Source organism: Acidovorax sp. FG60, from assembly GCF_057808995.1.
The window spans coordinates 22,657-39,056 of the sequence record NZ_JBMDJC010000017.1; the positions used below are offsets into that span (position 1 = coordinate 22,657).

At 64.9% G+C, this 16,400-nt stretch carries 12 protein-coding genes; 6 read left to right on the forward strand and 6 right to left on the reverse strand.

Going from position 1 to position 16,400, the window contains the following annotated elements; translation table 11 throughout:
• The first annotated feature begins 68 nt into the window (after positions 1-68).
• The gene (locus ACODS0_RS21015) at positions 69-1,673 is read left to right on the forward strand and encodes an HD domain-containing phosphohydrolase (protein ID WP_488836945.1); all 1,605 of its coding nucleotides are present in this window, start codon (positions 69-71) and stop codon (positions 1,671-1,673) included.
• Positions 1,674-1,687: 14 nt separating this feature from the next.
• Here ACODS0_RS21015 and ACODS0_RS21020 read toward each other — a convergent pair whose 3' ends face one another.
• Positions 1,688-2,389: a TetR/AcrR family transcriptional regulator gene (locus ACODS0_RS21020; protein WP_488836946.1), complete on the reverse strand. Its 702-nt coding sequence runs from the start codon at positions 2,387-2,389 to the stop codon at positions 1,688-1,690.
• A 165-nt stretch (positions 2,390-2,554) separates the two neighbouring features.
• On the opposite strand from ACODS0_RS21020, the gene ACODS0_RS21025 reads away from it, so the two are divergent.
• Genes ACODS0_RS21025 through adeC form a run of 3 tightly spaced genes read left to right on the forward strand, consistent with a single transcriptional unit; the run spans position 2,555 to position 8,404 of the window.
• Complete coding sequence (locus tag ACODS0_RS21025; RefSeq protein ID WP_488836948.1) at positions 2,555-3,814, forward strand: efflux RND transporter periplasmic adaptor subunit; 1,260 nt, start codon at positions 2,555-2,557, stop codon at positions 3,812-3,814.
• A 20-nt stretch (positions 3,815-3,834) separates the two neighbouring features.
• Positions 3,835-6,996, forward strand: coding sequence for an efflux RND transporter permease subunit (locus tag ACODS0_RS21030; protein WP_488836950.1), 3,162 nt, complete (start codon positions 3,835-3,837; stop codon positions 6,994-6,996).
• A 1-nt stretch (position 6,997) separates the two neighbouring features.
• Positions 6,998-8,404 (forward strand): AdeC/AdeK/OprM family multidrug efflux complex outer membrane factor, encoded by a 1,407-nt coding sequence (gene adeC / locus ACODS0_RS21035; protein ID WP_488836952.1) that lies wholly within the window; start codon positions 6,998-7,000, stop codon positions 8,402-8,404.
• 82 nt (positions 8,405-8,486) lie between these two features.
• Here the strand turns inward: adeC and ACODS0_RS21040 are convergent, their stop codons facing one another.
• Positions 8,487-9,401: a LysR family transcriptional regulator gene (locus ACODS0_RS21040; protein WP_488836954.1), complete on the reverse strand. Its 915-nt coding sequence runs from the start codon at positions 9,399-9,401 to the stop codon at positions 8,487-8,489.
• A gap of 96 nt (positions 9,402-9,497) precedes the next feature.
• Here ACODS0_RS21040 and blaACA point away from each other — a divergent pair, with 96 nt between their 5' ends.
• Positions 9,498-10,412: an ACA family class A beta-lactamase gene (gene blaACA / locus ACODS0_RS21045; RefSeq protein ID WP_488836956.1), complete on the forward strand. Its 915-nt coding sequence runs from the start codon at positions 9,498-9,500 to the stop codon at positions 10,410-10,412.
• Here the strand turns inward: blaACA and argA are convergent.
• From argA to ACODS0_RS21060, 3 genes are all read right to left on the reverse strand, one after another.
• Entirely contained in the window at positions 10,399-11,745 is a 1,347-nt protein-coding gene (argA, locus tag ACODS0_RS21050) for an amino-acid N-acetyltransferase (RefSeq protein ID WP_142145573.1), read from the reverse strand. The two genes, blaACA and argA, sit on opposite strands and share 14 nt — an antisense overlap.
• A gap of 83 nt (positions 11,746-11,828) precedes the next feature.
• Positions 11,829-13,859, reverse strand: coding sequence for an AAA family ATPase (locus ACODS0_RS21055; RefSeq protein ID WP_488836958.1), 2,031 nt, complete (start codon positions 13,857-13,859; stop codon positions 11,829-11,831).
• Between the two features lie 19 nt (positions 13,860-13,878).
• Positions 13,879-14,130: a hypothetical protein gene (locus ACODS0_RS21060; protein ID WP_055397472.1), complete on the reverse strand. Its 252-nt coding sequence runs from the start codon at positions 14,128-14,130 to the stop codon at positions 13,879-13,881.
• A gap of 162 nt (positions 14,131-14,292) precedes the next feature.
• Here ACODS0_RS21060 and ACODS0_RS21065 point away from each other — a divergent pair, with 162 nt between their 5' ends.
• Positions 14,293-14,424: a hypothetical protein gene (locus ACODS0_RS21065; protein WP_488836960.1), complete on the forward strand. Its 132-nt coding sequence runs from the start codon at positions 14,293-14,295 to the stop codon at positions 14,422-14,424.
• Between the two features lie 36 nt (positions 14,425-14,460).
• On the opposite strand, the gene ACODS0_RS21070 is transcribed toward ACODS0_RS21065, so the two are convergent.
• A complete protein-coding gene (locus ACODS0_RS21070; RefSeq protein WP_488836962.1) occupies positions 14,461-16,323 on the reverse strand; it encodes a serine hydrolase domain-containing protein in 1,863 nt (620 codons plus the stop codon).
• Positions 16,324-16,400: the final 77 nt, after the last annotated feature.

A 16,400-nucleotide genomic window follows, 5' to 3' on the forward strand; every position in this document is an offset into this window, starting at 1 on the left:
AAGGGGTGATGATAGCGGTCACTTTTCGTTACGATGCAGGCGTCTCCAACATGCGCCCAAGGTGTTTTATGGCCCAGGAACCCTCCCTCAACCTGTTTCGCCGCCTGGAGCAGCTCAACGGTATTGGGGCTGCGCTCTCCCGCGAGCGCAACATCGACCGCCTGCTGGAGAACATTCTGGAGGCTGCCAAGGCCATCACGGGCGCGGACGGCGGAACGCTCTACAGCGTGACGGAGGACGGGAAGTCGCTCAAGTTCGAGATACTGCGCACCGACTCGCTGGACATTCGCCTCGGTGGCACCACGGGCAAGCCCATTGATTTTCCGCACCTGCCGCTGCGCAACGCAGATGGCAGCCCCAACGATTCGCTGGTGGCCGCGTATGCCGCCATCCACGACCGCACGGTGAACATTGCCGATGCGTACAGCGCCGAGGGCTTTGATTTTTCAGGCACCCGCAGTTTCGATGCGCGCACGGGGTACCGCTCGCAGTCGTTTCTGACCGTGCCGATGAAGAACCACGACCATGAACTGATCGGCGTGCTGCAGCTCATCAACGCGCGGCACTGGGAGACCGGCGAGGTCACCACATTCTCCGAGGCCGACCAGGGCCTGGCCGAGTCGCTGGCCTCGCAGGCTGCCATTGCCCTCACCAACCGCTTGCTCATCACGCAGCTGGAGCGCCTGTTCGAGTCGTTCGTGAACCTGATCAACCTGGCCATTGACGAAAAGTCGCCCTACACCGGTGGCCATTGCCAGCGGGTGCCCGCCCTTACCATGATGCTGGCCGAGGCGGTGAATGCCACCAATCAGGGGCCACTGGCGGGCTTTCGCATGAGTGACCGGGACCGCTACGAACTCAAGATGGCCGGCCTGCTGCACGACTGCGGCAAGATCACCACGCCCGTGCACGTGGTGGACAAGGCCACCAAGCTGCAGACCCTGTACGACCGCATTGGGCTGGTGGACACGCGGTTTGAAGTCTTGAAGCGCGATGCCGAGCTGGCCGCACTGCGCCGCCAGCTGGCGCTGCGCCCGGTGGTGGATGCGCGTGCCGAGGGGCAGGAGCTGCAAGCCCTGCTGCACGAAATCCACACACTGGAAGAAGACCGCGAGTTTCTGCGCCGCTGCAATACCGGCACCGAGGCCATGCGCCCCGAGGACCAGCAGCGCGTGCGTGACATCGCCGCCATGCGGCACTGGCGCAACCCACAGGGGGTGCAGACAAGCTTCCTTACGGCCGAGGAGGTGGAGAACCTTACCATCCGATCCGGCACCCTGAACCAGGCCGAGCGCGACACCATCAATTACCACATCGTTGCCACCATCAAGATGCTGGAGACGCTGCCCTGGCCACGACACCTCAAGAACGTGCCGGAGTATGCGGGCGGCCACCACGAACGCATGGACGGCAAGGGCTACCCCCGCGGCCTTACTCGTGACCAGATGTCGCTGCAGGCCCGCATGATGGGCATTGCCGACATCTTCGAGGCGCTGACAGCGGCTGATCGGCCCTACAAGAGTGGTATGTCCTTGTCAGAGGCGATTGCCATCATGTGCAGGATGCGCGACAACGGGCACATCGACCCGGACCTGTTCGAGGTGTTTGTGCGCGAAGGCGTCCATTTGCGCTACGGGCAGGAGTTTCTGGACCCCGCCCAGCTCGATCTTTGAGCCGACTGGCTGCATCAGCCAAGCGCAGGCTGCGATTCGGCGTTTGGGGCAGTGCCGCTCGGCGCGGTGGATGGTGATGGGCTGCTTGTGCCGGATGGGGGGGCGGGCTGCAATTCGTAAGCCCGCGAAAACGTGGCGACAGCCCGTTGCGCGATGCCCGTGATCTGCGTGTCAGAAAGGGGCGGCGGGTCTCTGTAGTACCAGCGCAACTGGATTTCTGCTTCCAGCAAGGCAAAAAACTGCAGGGCCGCCACGGTGGGATCTTCTTTGCGCATGCGGCCTTTTTCCATGGCGCGGCCCAAAAATGCCCCCAGGTCAGAGACCCCTTGTTTGGGGCCTGCCTCATAAAAGAGCTCGCCCACATTCGAGTGTCCCGCTTCGGCCAGCACCATGCGATGGGTCGCCATCAGGTCCGGACGGCACAAGAACTGCGCCAGCTCCTGCCCAAACTTCGAGAGAACTGCGTCGATGCGGTCAATCGCATCCGGTGAGGCTAGTTCATCAAAAGCCGTCTGGATCTGTTTTTCGCCAGCCGCACGCGTCACGGCCTGAAAAAGCGCCTCCTTGGAGGGGTAGTAGCCGTAGATGGTGGATTTGGAGCCTCCCAGGCGGCGCACGATTTCGATCATGGACGCGCGCTTGAACCCGAATTCCACAAAAACCTGCGAAGCAACTTCCAGGATGGCCTCGCGGCGTGCTTCTGTACGAACTTTCACAGAGTCTCCTTAAGTGTACCTTTGAGTCCATTTTTGCTTGACAAAGGGAAAGTGTCAATTTGATAATCATCAATACCGAACCGTTCGGTACATTTATCAACCAAGTCTTTCCTTTCCCAATCTCGCCAGGGGGCATGTGCAGCACCCCGGCCCAGGAGTGTTGTCATGCGTCTGCCAATTGTTTCTTCCCGACGTGGGGCCGTATTGGCCGTTGTCTCCGCACTAGCCCTGGCTGCCTGTGGCGAGGCGCCCCAGCCTCCGGTCACCGGAGCGCAGGGCACTCCCCAGGTCAGCGTGGTCACCGTGCAGCCCCAGCGGCTGGCATTGACCACCGAGCTGCCCGGCCGCGTGGCCCCCGCACTGATTGCCGAGGTGCGCCCACAGATCACTGGGCTGGTGCTGCAGCGCCGCTTCAAAGAGGGCAGTGACGTGAAGGCGGGTGATTTGCTCTACCAGATCGACCCCGCCATCTACCGCGCCAGCGTGGACAGCGCCCAGGCCACGCTGGCCAAGGCCGAGGCCAACCTGGTCACCGTGCGGCTCAAGGCCGGCCGGTTCAAGGAGCTGGCCGCCATCAAGGCCGTGAGCCAGCAGGACGCGGACGACGCTGCTGCGGCGCTGCAGCAGGCCGAGGCCGAGGTCAGTTCCGCCAAGGCCGCGCTCCAGACCCAGCGCATCAACCTGGACTACACCCGCGTCACTTCACCCATCGCGGGCCGTATTGGCCGCTCCAGCGTCACGCCGGGCGCGCTGGTCACGGCCAACCAGGCCAACGCTCTGGCAACGGTGCAGCAACTCGATCCCATCTATGTGGACGTGACGCAGTCCACCAGTACGCTGCTGGCGCTCAAGCGGGCCGTCAGCGCGGGCACCGTCAAGGGCGGCGCGGCGCAGGTGCGGCTGGTGCTGGAGGACGGTACGGTGTACGCGCAGCCCGGCAAGCTGCAGTTCTCTGACGTGACGGTGGACCAGACCACGGGCGCCGTCACCCTGCGCGCCGAGTTTCCCAACCCCCGCGCCGAACTGCTGCCCGGCATGTATGCCAGGGCCGTGCTGGAAGAGGGCGTGCTGGAGCAGGCCCTGCTGGTGCCCCAGCCCGCCGTGGGCCGTGACACCACCGGCAAGCCGTACGCCTTTGTGGTGGACGGCGAGGGCAAGCTGCAGCAGCGCACCCTGACCACCGACCGCGCCGTGGGCGACCAGTGGCTGGTGAGCGAAGGCCTCAAGCCCGGTGACGTGGTGGTGGTGGAAGGCCAGCAGAAGGCGCGCCCCGGCCAGCCAGTGCAGGCACAGCCCTTTGCTCCTGCTCCTGCTGCTGCGGATGCATCCAAGTCACCTGCCGTGCGCAAGACAGCAGCCGCGAGCGAGGCCAAGCCTTCGGGCCCGGCCGTCGCCGCCGCCGCCGTTGCCACATCTTCCCACTGAGCACCCAGCGAGACATTCCCATGGCCCGTTTTTTCATCGACCGCCCCATCTTCGCGTGGGTGCTCGCCATCATCACGATGCTGGCCGGCGTGATGGCAGTGCTGACGCTGCCCATCGCCCAATACCCCAGCATTGCGCCGCCCGCCATCGCCATCTCGGCCAGCTATCCGGGTGCGTCGTCCAAAACGTTGGAAGACACCGTCACCCAAGTCATCGAGCAGAAGATGAAGGGGCTGGACAAGCTGTCCTACATCGCCTCCACCAGCGAATCTTCGGGCAGCGTGACCATCACGCTGACCTTTGAAAACGGCACCGACCCCGACACCGCCCAGGTGCAGGTGCAAAACAAGCTGGCCCTGGCCACGCCGCTCTTGCCGCAAGAGGTGCAGCAGCAGGGCGTGCGCGTGACCAAGTCGGCCAACAACTTTTTGAACGTGCTGGCCTTTGTGTCGGAAGACGGCAAGCTCAATGGCTCGGACCTGTCTGACTACGTGGCGGCCAACGTGCAAGACCCCATCAGCCGCGTGGAGGGCGTGGGCGACACCATGCTGTTTGGCTCGCAATACGCCATGCGCATCTGGCTCGACCCCAGCAAGCTCAACAGCTTCAACCTCACTCCGCTGGATGTAAAAAACGCCATCCAGGCGCAAAACGCGCAGGTCTCCGCCGGGCAACTGGGCGGGCTGCCGTCCACCGCCAGCCAGCAGCTCAACGCCACCATCACCGCACAGACGCGCATGAAGACGGCCGAAGAGTTCGCCGGCATCTTGCTGCGCACCCAGGCCAACGGCGCTGCCGTGCGCCTGAGCGATGTGGCGCGCATCGAGCTGGGGGGTGAGAGTTATGACACCGTGGCGCGCTTTAATGGCAAACCCGCTGCGGGTCTGGCCATCAAGCTGGCCACGGGCGCCAATGCGCTTAACACCGTCAAGGCCGTCGATGCCAAGCTGGCCGAACTCAGCAAGTTCTTCCCCCAGGGCATGAAGGTCATCAAGCCGTATGACACCACGCCTTTCGTGCGCATCTCCATCGAAGAAGTGGTCAAGACATTGATCGAGGCCGTGGTGCTGGTGTTTGTGGTGATGTACCTGTTTTTGCAGAACTTCCGCGCCACGCTCATCCCCACCATTGCGGTGCCGGTGGTGCTGCTGGGCACGTTTGGTGTGCTGGCGGCGTTTGGGTACTCGCTCAACACGCTGACCATGCTGGCCATGGTGCTGGCCATTGGCCTGCTGGTGGACGACGCCATTGTGGTGGTCGAAAACGTGGAGCGGGTGATGAGCGAAGAGGGTTTGTCGCCGCTGGAGGCCACGCGCAAATCCATGGGTCAGATCACTGGCGCGCTGGTGGGCGTGGCCCTGGTGCTGGCGGCGGTGTTTGTACCCATGGCGTTCTTTGGGGGCTCCACCGGCGTCATCTACCGCCAGTTCACCGTCACCATCGTGTCGGCCATGACGCTGTCGGTGCTGGTGGCCATGGTCCTCACGCCCGCGCTGTGCGCCACGCTGCTCAAGCCGGTGCCCAAGGGCCACGCCCTGGCGACCAAGGGCTTCTTTGGCGCCTTCAACCGCGCGTTTGACCGCAGCAACCGTGGCTACCAGAGCGTGGTGCAGCGCATGCTGAAGCGCAGCGGGCGCTGGATGGTGGGCTACGCCATCGTGGTGGTGGCCGTGGGCTTTGTGTTCACCAAGATCCCTGCGGGCTTCTTGCCTGATGAAGACCAGGGCACGCTGTTTGCCATCGTGCAGTTGCCGCCCGGCGCCACGCAGAGCAACACCGTGAAGGTGCTGGACCAGGTGCAGCACCACTTTCTGGAAGAGCAAAAGGACGCGGTGGACGCCATCTTCACCGTGGCGGGCTTCAGCTTTGCGGGCAGCGGGCAGAACACCGGCTTTGCGTTCGTCAAGCTCAAGCCCTGGGGGGATCGCACGGCCCCGGGTCTCAAGGCCCAGGCCGTGGCCAACAAGGCGATGGGCGCGCTGTCGCAGATCAGCAATGCCTCGGTGTTTGCGTTTGCGCCGCCTGCGGTGTCCGAGCTGGGCAACGCCAGCGGGTTTGATTTGATGCTGCAAGACCGCGCCAACCTGGGCCACGATGCCCTCATGGCCGCGCGCAACCAGTTGCTGGGCGCGCTGATGAAAGAACCCGGCCTGGTGGCGGTGCGCCCCAACGGCATGGAAGACGCGCCCGAGTTCCGGCTGGAGATTGACGAGCACCAGGCGGGTTCGCTCGGCTTGTCGATGGCCGACATCAACAACACCTTCTCGGTGGCATGGGGCAGCAGCTACGTCAACGACTTTCTGGACAAGGGCCGGGTGAAGAAGGTGTTCTTGCAGGCCGACGCGCCGCACCGCATGGTGCCTGAAGACATCAACAAATGGTTTGTGCGCAACAGCAGCGGCACCATGGTTCCGTTCAGCGCGTTCTCTACCTCGCGCTGGACCACGGGCTCGCCCCGCCTGGAGCGCTACAACGGCGTGCCTTCGGTCGAAATCCTGGGCATGGCCTTGCCGGGCGCCTTGTCCAGCGGCCAGGCGCTGGACCTGGTCGAGCGCCATGCGGCCGAGTTGCCTGCAGGCATTGGCTTTGAGTGGACGGGAGTCTCGCGCCAGGAGCGCGAGGCGGGCGGCCAGGCCATGCTGCTGTATGCCGTGTCGATCCTGGTGGTTTTCCTGTGCCTTGCGGCGTTGTATGAGAGCTGGTCGATTCCGTTCTCGGTGCTGCTGGTGGTGCCGCTCGGTGTGCTGGGCACGCTGGCTGCGGCCGTGCTGACCTGGAAGATGAACGACGTCTATTTTCAGGTGGGGCTGCTCACCACGGTGGGGCTGGCGTCCAAGAACGCCATCCTGATCGTCGAGTTTGCGAAGGAGCTTTACGCCAAAGGCGTACCGCTGGTGGAGGCGGCCATCACGGCGGCGCGCATGCGACTGCGGCCTATCTTGATGACCTCGCTCGCGTTCATCCTGGGCGTGTTGCCCCTGATGCTGAGCAAGGGTGCGGGCGCTGGCGCACAAAACGCGCTGGGCACGGCCGTGGTGGGCGGCATGGTGTCCGGCACGGTGCTGGCCATCTTCTTCGTGCCGCTGTTTTTTGTGGTGGTGCAAAAGCTGTTCGGGCGCCAAAAGCGGGCCACGGACAGTGCCGCACCCATGACTTCGCCTGTTTTGCTGGAGGGCCATTGAGATGCCTCGTTCCCTGACTTTGTCCCTGGTGGCCGCTGCCTTGGTGCTGGGGGGCTGTGCCAACCTAGCGCCCACCTACGAGCGGCCTGCCGCCCCTGTGCCAGCGGCATATCCTGATGCGGCGCCTGAAAGCAGCTCTGCTGCCGACATCGACTGGCGCACGTTCTTTGCCGACACCAAGCTGCGCGGCCTGATCGAGCTGGCCCTGGCCAACAATCGCGACCTGCGCGTGGCCGTCCTCAACATCGAGCAAGCCCGCGCGCAATACCGCGTGCAAGACGCGCAAACCCTGCCCACTGTGAACGCCACGGGCAGCGGCACGGCAGCGCGCACGCCAGCCAGCGTGTCCGGCACGGGCACCGTCGTCACCAGCCACCAGTACAGCGCCAACCTGGGCGTGAGTGCGTATGAGCTGGACCTGTTTGGCCGTGTGCGCAACCTCAGCAACCAGGCGCTGGAGCAGTTTCTGGCCACCGAGCAGGCCCGCCGCACCACGCAGATCAGCCTGGTGGCCGAGGTGACCACGGCCTATCTGAACTTGGCCGCCGACCTGGAACGGCTGGCGTTGGCACAAGAAACCCTGCGCAGCCAGAGCGAGTCGTACCGGCTCACCCAGACACGGTATGCGTTGGGCGTCGCTTCGGCCCTCACGCTGCGCCAGCTGCAAACCAGCGTGGAAAGCGCGCGTGTGGATGTCGCCCGCTATACCGGCCAGGTGGCGCAAGACCGCAACGCCCTGGCCCTGTTGCTGGGCACGCCGGTTCCCGAGGCTCTGGCGCCCGATGCGTTGGGCGATACGTTGAATGCTTTGCCCGATCTGCCTGCCGGTGTGCCGTCCGACCTGCTGCTGCGCAGGCCCGATCTGCTGCAGTCCGAACACCTGCTCAAGGCCGCCACGGCCAACATCGGCGTGGCGCGGGCGGCGTTTTATCCGCGCATCAGCCTCACCGCCGCAGCGGGCAGCAGCAGTGCAGATTTGTCCAGCCTGTTCAAGGCCGGCTCGGGCGCCTGGAGCTTCATGCCGCAGATCAGCCTGCCTATCTTTGATGGCGGGGCCAACCAGGCGAACTTCGACAGCGCCAACGCCGCACAAAGCATTGCCGTGGCGCAGTACGAAAAATCCATCCAGACCGCCTTCCGCGAAGTGGCCGATGCGTTGGCCCAGCGCAGCGCCGTGGGTGACCAGCTGCAGGCGCAGAACGCCTTGGTGCAAGCCAGTGGCGAGGTGCTGCAGATGTCGCAGGCCCGGTTTGACCGGGGCGTGGACAGTTACCTCGATGTGCTGGACGCCCAGCGCTCGTGGTACGGCGCGCGCCAGACGCTCATCGCCACCCGGCTGGCACGTCTGACCAATGGTGTGACGCTGTACAAGGCGCTGGGAGGTGGCTGGTCGGCTGCACAGTCTTGAATGTGAAGCCCTTCCTGGCGCGTGCTTTGGAGTTTGCTATATATTTGATAGCTATGAGCGCTTCATCTATAAGCGCCAGGGCCTAGTTTGATTTAATTTTCTGGACTGAAGCCTCAGCCACAGCGTCCGCCGCAAGGGGGATGCTGGCCTGGGCCTGCAGCCATTGCCGGAACGCCTGCATGGCCGCCGTTTCGCTGCGCGACTGCAAGTGCGTCAACCAGTAGGCACCGCGATGCAACTCCAGCGCAAAGGGCTGCACCAGCCGCCCTTGCTGCAGTTCGCGTGTAAACATCTTCACCGGCAGCAGCGCCATGCCGGCGCCTTGTGCCGCCGCCTCGGCCAGCGTGAGGGACGAGTCGAACACCGCGCCGCGCACCACGGGGCAGGGCGCACCTGCGGCCTCGAACCAGGCGGCCCACTCATCTGCCCGGTAGCTACGCAGCAGCGGTTGCCGTGCCAGGTCGGCGGCGGAGCGCAGGCCGTGGGCCAGGGCCGGGGTGCACATCACCGACATGGGCGCGTCCATGATGCGTTCGGCGTGGGTGCCGTGCCAGGCGCCGTCACCAAAGCGGATCGCATAGTCCAGCCCTTCGCCCGCCATGTCCACCCGGTTGTTGTGGGTGAGCAGGCGCAGGTCCACAAACGGGCAGGCCTGCTGAAAGTCGCGCAGCCGGGGCAGCAGCCAGCCCACGGCAAAGGTGCCCACGGCGCCCACGGTCAGTACCTCGCGCGGGCGGGTGTCGCCCAGTTTTTCCAGGGCACGCGCCAGGTTGGAGAACGCTTCCGTCACCACCGGCAGGAGCGCCTGGCCTTCGTCCGTCAACGCCAGGCCACGCGGCAGGCGGCGAAACAGTGGCTTGCCCAGGCGCTCTTCGAGCTTGCGGATGTGCTGGCTGACCGCTGTCTGCGTGACGTGCAACTCCTGGGCCGCCCGCGTCAGGTTGAGGTGGCGCGCCGAGGCTTCGAACGCGCGCAGGGCATTGAGCGGGAGATGCATAAGTTTTTCTAGGGGCTGGCGGCAATTATTGTCGATGGTGCTTTGGGCTCAAGCTCTTTATCGTTCAGGCCTTGTCTTCACTCACCTCCAATTTTTATGCAAAGACGACAGTTTTCCTTGGGCTTGATGGCCGCTACCACCATGCCTCTTTGGGGTTGTGCGGCCGCCAGTAACGCAGCGAACCGCGACAAGACCACCCGCGAATGGAACGAGACCCTCGCCAGCATCGAACGCACTGCCCAAGGCCGCTTGGGCGTGGCCATGCTGGACACCGGCTCGGGCCTGGCGCTGGGCTGGCGGCAGGACGAGCGCTTTGCAATGGCCAGCACCTTCAAGGCGGTGCTGGCGGGCTGGATGCTGGCGCTGGTGGACCAGGGCAAGGAGCGGCTGGATGCCCGCGTGCACTACGCTGCAGGCGATGTGGTGGCGTATTCACCGGTCAGCGGCCCCCGTGCGGGCGATGGGGGCGGGTTGACGGTCGGCGAGCTGTGTTCTGCCACCGTGAGCCTGAGCGACAACACCGCCGCCAACGTGCTGCTGGCGCGCCACGGCGGTCCGGCGGGGTTCACGGCCTTTGTGCGATCACTGGGCGACAGCATCACACGGCTAGACCGCACCGAGCCCACGTTGAACGAAGCCAAGGTGGGCGACCCGCGCGACACGACCACGCCGCAGGCCATGCTGCAGACCCTGCATAAACTGGTGCTGGGCGATGTACTCACCCCCCCGTCGCGCGCGTGGCTGCAGCGCTGGCTGGTAGAGACGAGCACGGGCGACAAGCGCCTGCGCGCGGGTGTGCCGGGCTGGAAGGTGGGGGACAAGACGGGCACTGCCAGTGACAGCGGCACGGCCAATGATGTGGCGGTGATGTGGCCTCCGGCTGGAGGCGCCCCGGTGCTGGTGACGTGTTATCTCACGCGGTCTACCGTCAGGCCGGAGCAGCGCGATGCGGCGATTGCACAGGTGGCGCGCGCCGTGGCTACGGCCCGCGAGGGTCTCAGAGCTTCTTGACCAGCACCTGGCTCTTGCGGTCCCAGTTGTACTTGCGCTTGCGTGCGTCGGGCAGCCAGTCCGGGTCCACAGGCTGGAAGCCGCGCTTGATGAACCAGTGCATGGTGCGGGTGGTGAGCACAAAGATACTGTCCAGCCCTTGCAGCCGCGCGCGTTGCTCGATGCGCTTGAGCAGCTTTTCTCCATCGCCCGTGCCCTGGCTTTGCGGTGACACCGTCACGGCGGCCATCTCGGCCGTCTTGGCCTCGGGGTAGGGGTAGAGCGCTGCGCAGCCAAAGATCACTCCATCGTGCTCGATGATGGTGTAGGTGGCAATGTCGCGTTCGATCTCGGTGCGGTCGCGCTTGACCAGCGTGCCGTCTTTCTCAAACGGCTCGATGAGCTGAAGGATGCCGCCCACGTCGTCAATCGTGGCCTCGCGCAGCTCTTCCAGCTTTTCGTCAATGACCATGGTGCCGATGCCATCGTGCACATACACCTCCAGCAACAGTGATCCATCCACCGCAAACGGCAGGATGTGGCTGCGCTCCACGCCAGCCTTGCAGGCCTTCACGCAGTGCTGCAGGTAAAAGCCCGTGTCCGTGGGCTGCTGTGCGGGTGGTAGCTGCGCCAGCAAGGCTTGCGCGGCGGCCAGCGGCAGCTCGGTGTCGATGGGGTTGTCGTCGCTCTCGGGCTCGGTGGGCGACATGCGGATGCCTTGCACCTCGGTCAAGAAGATCAGCTTGTCGGCCCGCAGCTCAATGGCCACGCTGGTGGCCACTTCTTCCATGCTCAGGTTGAAAGCCTCGCCTGTGGGCGAGAAGCCAAACGGCGACAGCAGCACCAGTGCACCCATGTCCAGCGTGCGCTGGATGCCCGCAACGTCTACCTTGCGCACCAGGCCCGAGTGCTGAAAATCCACCCCATCCACGATGCCCACGGGCCGCGCGGTCAGGAAGTTGCCCGAGATCACCCGCACGGTGGCACCCGCCATGGGCGTGTTGGGCAGCCCCTGGCTGAAGGCGGCCTCGATTTCATAACGCAACTGGCCCGCAGCCTCCTGCGCGCAATCGAGCGCCACCGAGTCGGTGATGCGGATGCCATGCGAATACTTGGCTGCATGCCCCTTGGCGGCCAGCTGTTCGTTCACCTGTGGGCGAAAACCGTGTACCAGAACAATCTTTACGCCCATGGCCTGGATCAGTGCCAGGTCTTGCGCAATGCTGTGCAGCTTGCCGGCCGCAATGGCCTCACCCGTGAGCCCGATCACAAACGTTTGGTTGCGGAACTTGTGGATGTAAGGCGCCACCGAGCGGAACCAGGGGACGAAGGTGAAGTTGAAAACGGCGGACATGGCAGTGGAGAGCGGTGGGTGGCCTTGGAGCTACGGAAAAACTGGCAATGAAAGGCAGCTGAGCAGGGCCGCCAAGTCGCGCATCATAAGCATGCAGGGCTTTCGCTGTCTGGTGCAGTTGCAGCCTGGCCCCCGGTTTGTTGCCGAAACGCCGCCAGCCGGGCCGCAAAGGGCTCCAGGATCAAAGCTTCGTCAGGCCCCGTCTGGGCTGCCACCGCAATGGCCACGCCACTTTGGGCCATCAGCGCCTGCATCTCGGGCTGGGCGATCATGCCGTGGTCCAGCAGGGCCTCTACCAGGCGGGTGAGGGCACCCCGGTACTGGCCCAGCAGGGCGCTGGCGCGCTGGTATTGGGACTGCAGCAGTTCCTCGATGGCGGCGTTGCTGGGTTCCACGTCGGTGTTGAGGTGGTTGTCCAGCTCCACCGTGACGTCGGTGCGGGACAGTCGCGTGCCAAATCCATGGTGGCGGATGAAGCGCGCAGCCTCGGCCGTGACCTGCTTGTAGTCCTGCTCCGCGCCGGTCGTGCAGGCCATTTCACCAAACACCAGCTCCTCGGCCACGCGGCCCGCCAGGCCCACGCACATCATGTCGAGCGCGTTCTGGCGCGTGGTTACCTTCAGGCCCGCAAAGCTGTTGTAGCCGCCCTCGAACGAGGCGATGTTGATCTTCACCTCTTGCGGGGCTTGGCCGAACAGCAGGCAGTAGACCAGCCCGTGGCCTGCTTCGTGCACGGCCAGCAGGGCGCGGAAGTCGGCATTGGCGCGCTGCTTGAGGCGGTTGAGCTCCAGCGTCACCGCGAACTGCGCTTGCTGCACGGCTCCGTTAGCGCCGGCGCCCTGAACCACCAGATGGCGTTTGTCGGCCGCCAGCGTGATGCCAAAGTCCTGCGCCAGGGGCAACTGCTGCTCCAGCACCCACAGCGCGGCGTTGACCAGGTTGGCGCTCAGGATGGCGTGCACCGACGAGAACAGTGGCCGCGTGCCCTGGGCCGGGAACACCGCGTTGGCATACAACTCATCGCGCACGTCCTGCCCGATGGCAAAGCGCACGCCGCACTGGGCGGCAATGTCGTCGCAATACCGCGCACACAGGTTGCGGATGAGCTGCTCGTAGGTGGCCTTGTTGAACGATGGGTAGATCACATGCTCGTTGCCCAGCCGCGCGATCTGCTCAGGCTTGAAGCGTTCGCTGAGCGCCTTCTTCACATCGATGAGGGAGAGCTTGCGCGTGAGGCGGTGGAAGATGTCGGCATCGGTGTCGCAGTCTTCCACGCGCTGCGCGGTCTCGTGGTACATCTCGTCGAGGTTGCCGCAGACGAACACCAGCAGCTTGCTGTAGTCGGTCTCCCAGGAAGAAAGCGACTGCTGGAACCGTGTGAACAGGGCCTGCACCTGTGCGGGAGGCCACTGCATGATCTCGGCAAGTGGCTCTTGCAGCTTGAGCATGCGCTTGAGTTCCTGCGCGTCCCAGGCGTCGAGCTGAAAGCGGTAGGGTTTCTTGCCGGCGCGCTCCTCCTCGTTGTCGTCGGCGCGCTCGGCTTCGTAGTGCGCGTCGGCCAGCTTGCGCTCGATGTTGGTCAGTGCACTCAAAGCGGGCGGCAGTCGCCCGTCGGACAGCAGCGTCCACACATCCTGGTAGCGCTCTACCTTGACCTCCTCGCCCTTGGTGCTCACCGTGCGAAAGCGCTGGAACTCGTCCAGCACCAGCATGCCCGGTGCGCCCTCGTGGATGCCGGAGTCGCCCAGCATGCCCGAGATGGACGAGCTACGGTAGCTCGCGCCGTGGCTGAAGCCATCCATCTGCACTTCGACAAAACGGTCGTAAAAGCCCAGCAGTTGCGCCAGGCGCCGCGTGAGCTGCGTCTTGCCCGTGCCCGTGAGGCCCCACAGGCAGACGATGACGGGGCGGGTGATGAGCTGGGGCAAAACGTACCAGGCGCGGATGGCATCGATCACGCGGTCGATCACGTCGTCGATGCCAAACAGCTCGGCCTTGAGCTGTGCTGCGGCATTTGCCAGCGCCTGCTGCCGCTCGGCCAGCAGCTCCCGGTGGGCAGCGCCCGGTGTGTGCCGCTCGCGCGGCGTGGTTTCTTGAAGGGTAGAAAGGTCCATGGTTTTCAATCGTTTTGTATCAGTCGCTTTCGGTGAAGCGGGATGTCTGGATCGCCTTGCGCAGGGCGACGTTGTCCGCGCGGCGCTGGGCCCCACGGGTTCGTATGTGCTTGCCTGCCGCACTGGACAGGCTGCGTTGGGCCAGTGCGACGGCCACAGGATTTCGGGGCGGGCCCGAGGCTTCGAGCTTCAACACCAGGGGCGCCTTCATGCGGCGCAGCTTCTTAAGCTCGCCCTGGGCGAAGGCCCGAGACAGTTTTTTGGCACTCATGTGCACTCCACAAACAAAAAACCCCGGCAATAGAGCCAGGGCTTGTGGGGCGCTGCAATGAAAGGTGCAGAAACGCGCTTGCCGTGGCTGGAATTGCTGTGAATGCACAATCCAGCCGGGGCGGTGGACTGTGGTCAGGCGGGAGCGAACAAGGGAACAAACATGGTGGTGACCTCCAGTGTTTTCAGGGGCTGCCGTTGCGGCGGGCGCGGCCTGAAAGAAGCGCGAATTGTGGCGATGCCCCCGGCGCTTGGCAAGCCGAAGGCGCCGCAATCGGCTGAATTTGTCGCTTGAAAAGAACAGTGCGGTGGGGGGTGAACAGCGCAGTTTTCAGGCTTGGCGCCGGTAGATCCAGCCAGCGGCGTGCATCCATTCGTCCTTGTCGCGCGTCTGCACCACCAGTTCCACCAGATCACGGCCCGCGTTGAGCGGCACCTGCACGGTCATGCCGGCCCGGTCCGCCGACAAGGGCAGCAGGAACTGGCTCTCGTCCCAGAACAGGTAGCCGGGCAGTTCGGGCAGCTCCCGAAGTCTGGAGGCCCCCACACCAATGGCCAGCGGAATGGATGTGGGTGCTTCGTTGGTCAGCAGCCAGGTGCTGTCGAGCCGCGCAGTCCAGGGGGCGGCAAGGGGGCCGGGTGCGGGCGGCATTTGTTGGCCGATGGGCACGGTGATCCAGTAGTGCCCCGCCGTGGCGGCCTCGCGCGCAAGGAGGTAGCGGCGGCCTTCGGACTGCTCCCAGCGGTAGTGGGTGCCAGGCTGGGCGTCTGACCACCACCAGCCATCGCTGCGCAGGCGAAGCCCGGTGCTCAGGTTTTTCCAGTCCTGCAGTTTTGGGTTCCACGACCACAGGTCAACCTGTTGGCGGTCGGGCGAGACGGCTTTGATGGGCGCGGAATAGTTGCCATAGATGCCGAGCAGGGCATCCACCGCGCTGGAGGATGCGGTGGCCATGGCGGGGGCGGCGCTCGAGACCCGGGGCGGCAGCACACGCAGTTGCCCCGTCTCCTGCAAGGCGCGCAGCGCAATGCCCTCGGCAATCGGGCCCGGCTTGAAGCTGGCGGCGTTGCCGGTGATCATGACCGCCATGCCCGCCTGGGGCAGCACGCAGAAGTCGCTGGAATAAAACATGGTGCCGCCGCTCTTTTGCCACGCGAGCACGCCCGCAGCATTCAGGCCCGGGTGCCGCGCACTGTCCCAGCCCAGGCCCGACTGCCAGTCGGGGGTGAGGCTGGGGTGCATGCCCTGGTTCTGAATCCTGCCCATCTCGGCCACGCTGGTTTTCGACACGATGCGCTGGCCATCGTGCTCGCCGCCCTGGATGAGCATGGCGGCCAGCTTCATCATGTCGCCGGGTGTGGTGCACAGCCCGCCCGTGGCGTAGCCCATCACGAACTCCTGGCCCTGCGGCGCGTCGTTGATGCTGCCGGGGGCAAAGTTGCCCGGTGGCAACGGCTGCAGCGTGTAGCCTGATCGGGCCATGCCCAGCGGGTTGAGCAGGGCGGACTGTACAAACGCCGGGTAGGTTTGCCCGGTGACGGCCAGCACGATGCGCTCGATCAGCGTGAAACCGTCGTTGCAGTACACCGCCATGGCGCCGGGGGCGTGCTTGAGGTGCACATTGGCCATGGCTGTCTCCACCTCGGCGGCATAGCCCGGCAGCGGCGCAAAGGCAAACATGTTGTGCAGGTAGGTGCCGGGCAACCCCGAGGCATGGCTCAGCAGGTGCCGGACGGTGATGTCGCGGTAGCCCGGCGACAGCATCGCGAACTGCGGCAGGTAGCCCACCACCGGGGCATCCAACTGCACCAGCCTGCGGTCTACCAGCACCATGATGGCCAGCGCCGCGAGCACCTTGCTGACGGATCCGACGTTAAAGCGTGTGTCGGGCGTGGCGGGCGTGGTGGCGTTTGCATCCAGCGCCCCGAAGGCCTCTTGCCAGACGATGTGGTCGTTGTGCAGCAGTGCCACGGAGGCCGCCCGCATCTTGCTGCTTTGCATGGCTTCGCGAATTTCCTTGCGACCCCAGGCAATGGTCGTTGTGAGGGTGGGGGACGCAGTGCTGCTGCCACCACAACCGGGCAGCAGCGAAGCCATCGCGCTGGTGCCCGCCCAGGTCAGCCAACCACGGCGCGATGCAGGAAAAAGGCGGGGCTGATCAACAAGGTTCTGGGCGGATGGCTGTCGGGGCATTCGGTATTCCTGGGGGCATTGGCCGCGGAGGCATCGCCAGTCGAGGCGCGATTGTGGAAGCCCCGCACCCGGGCTGG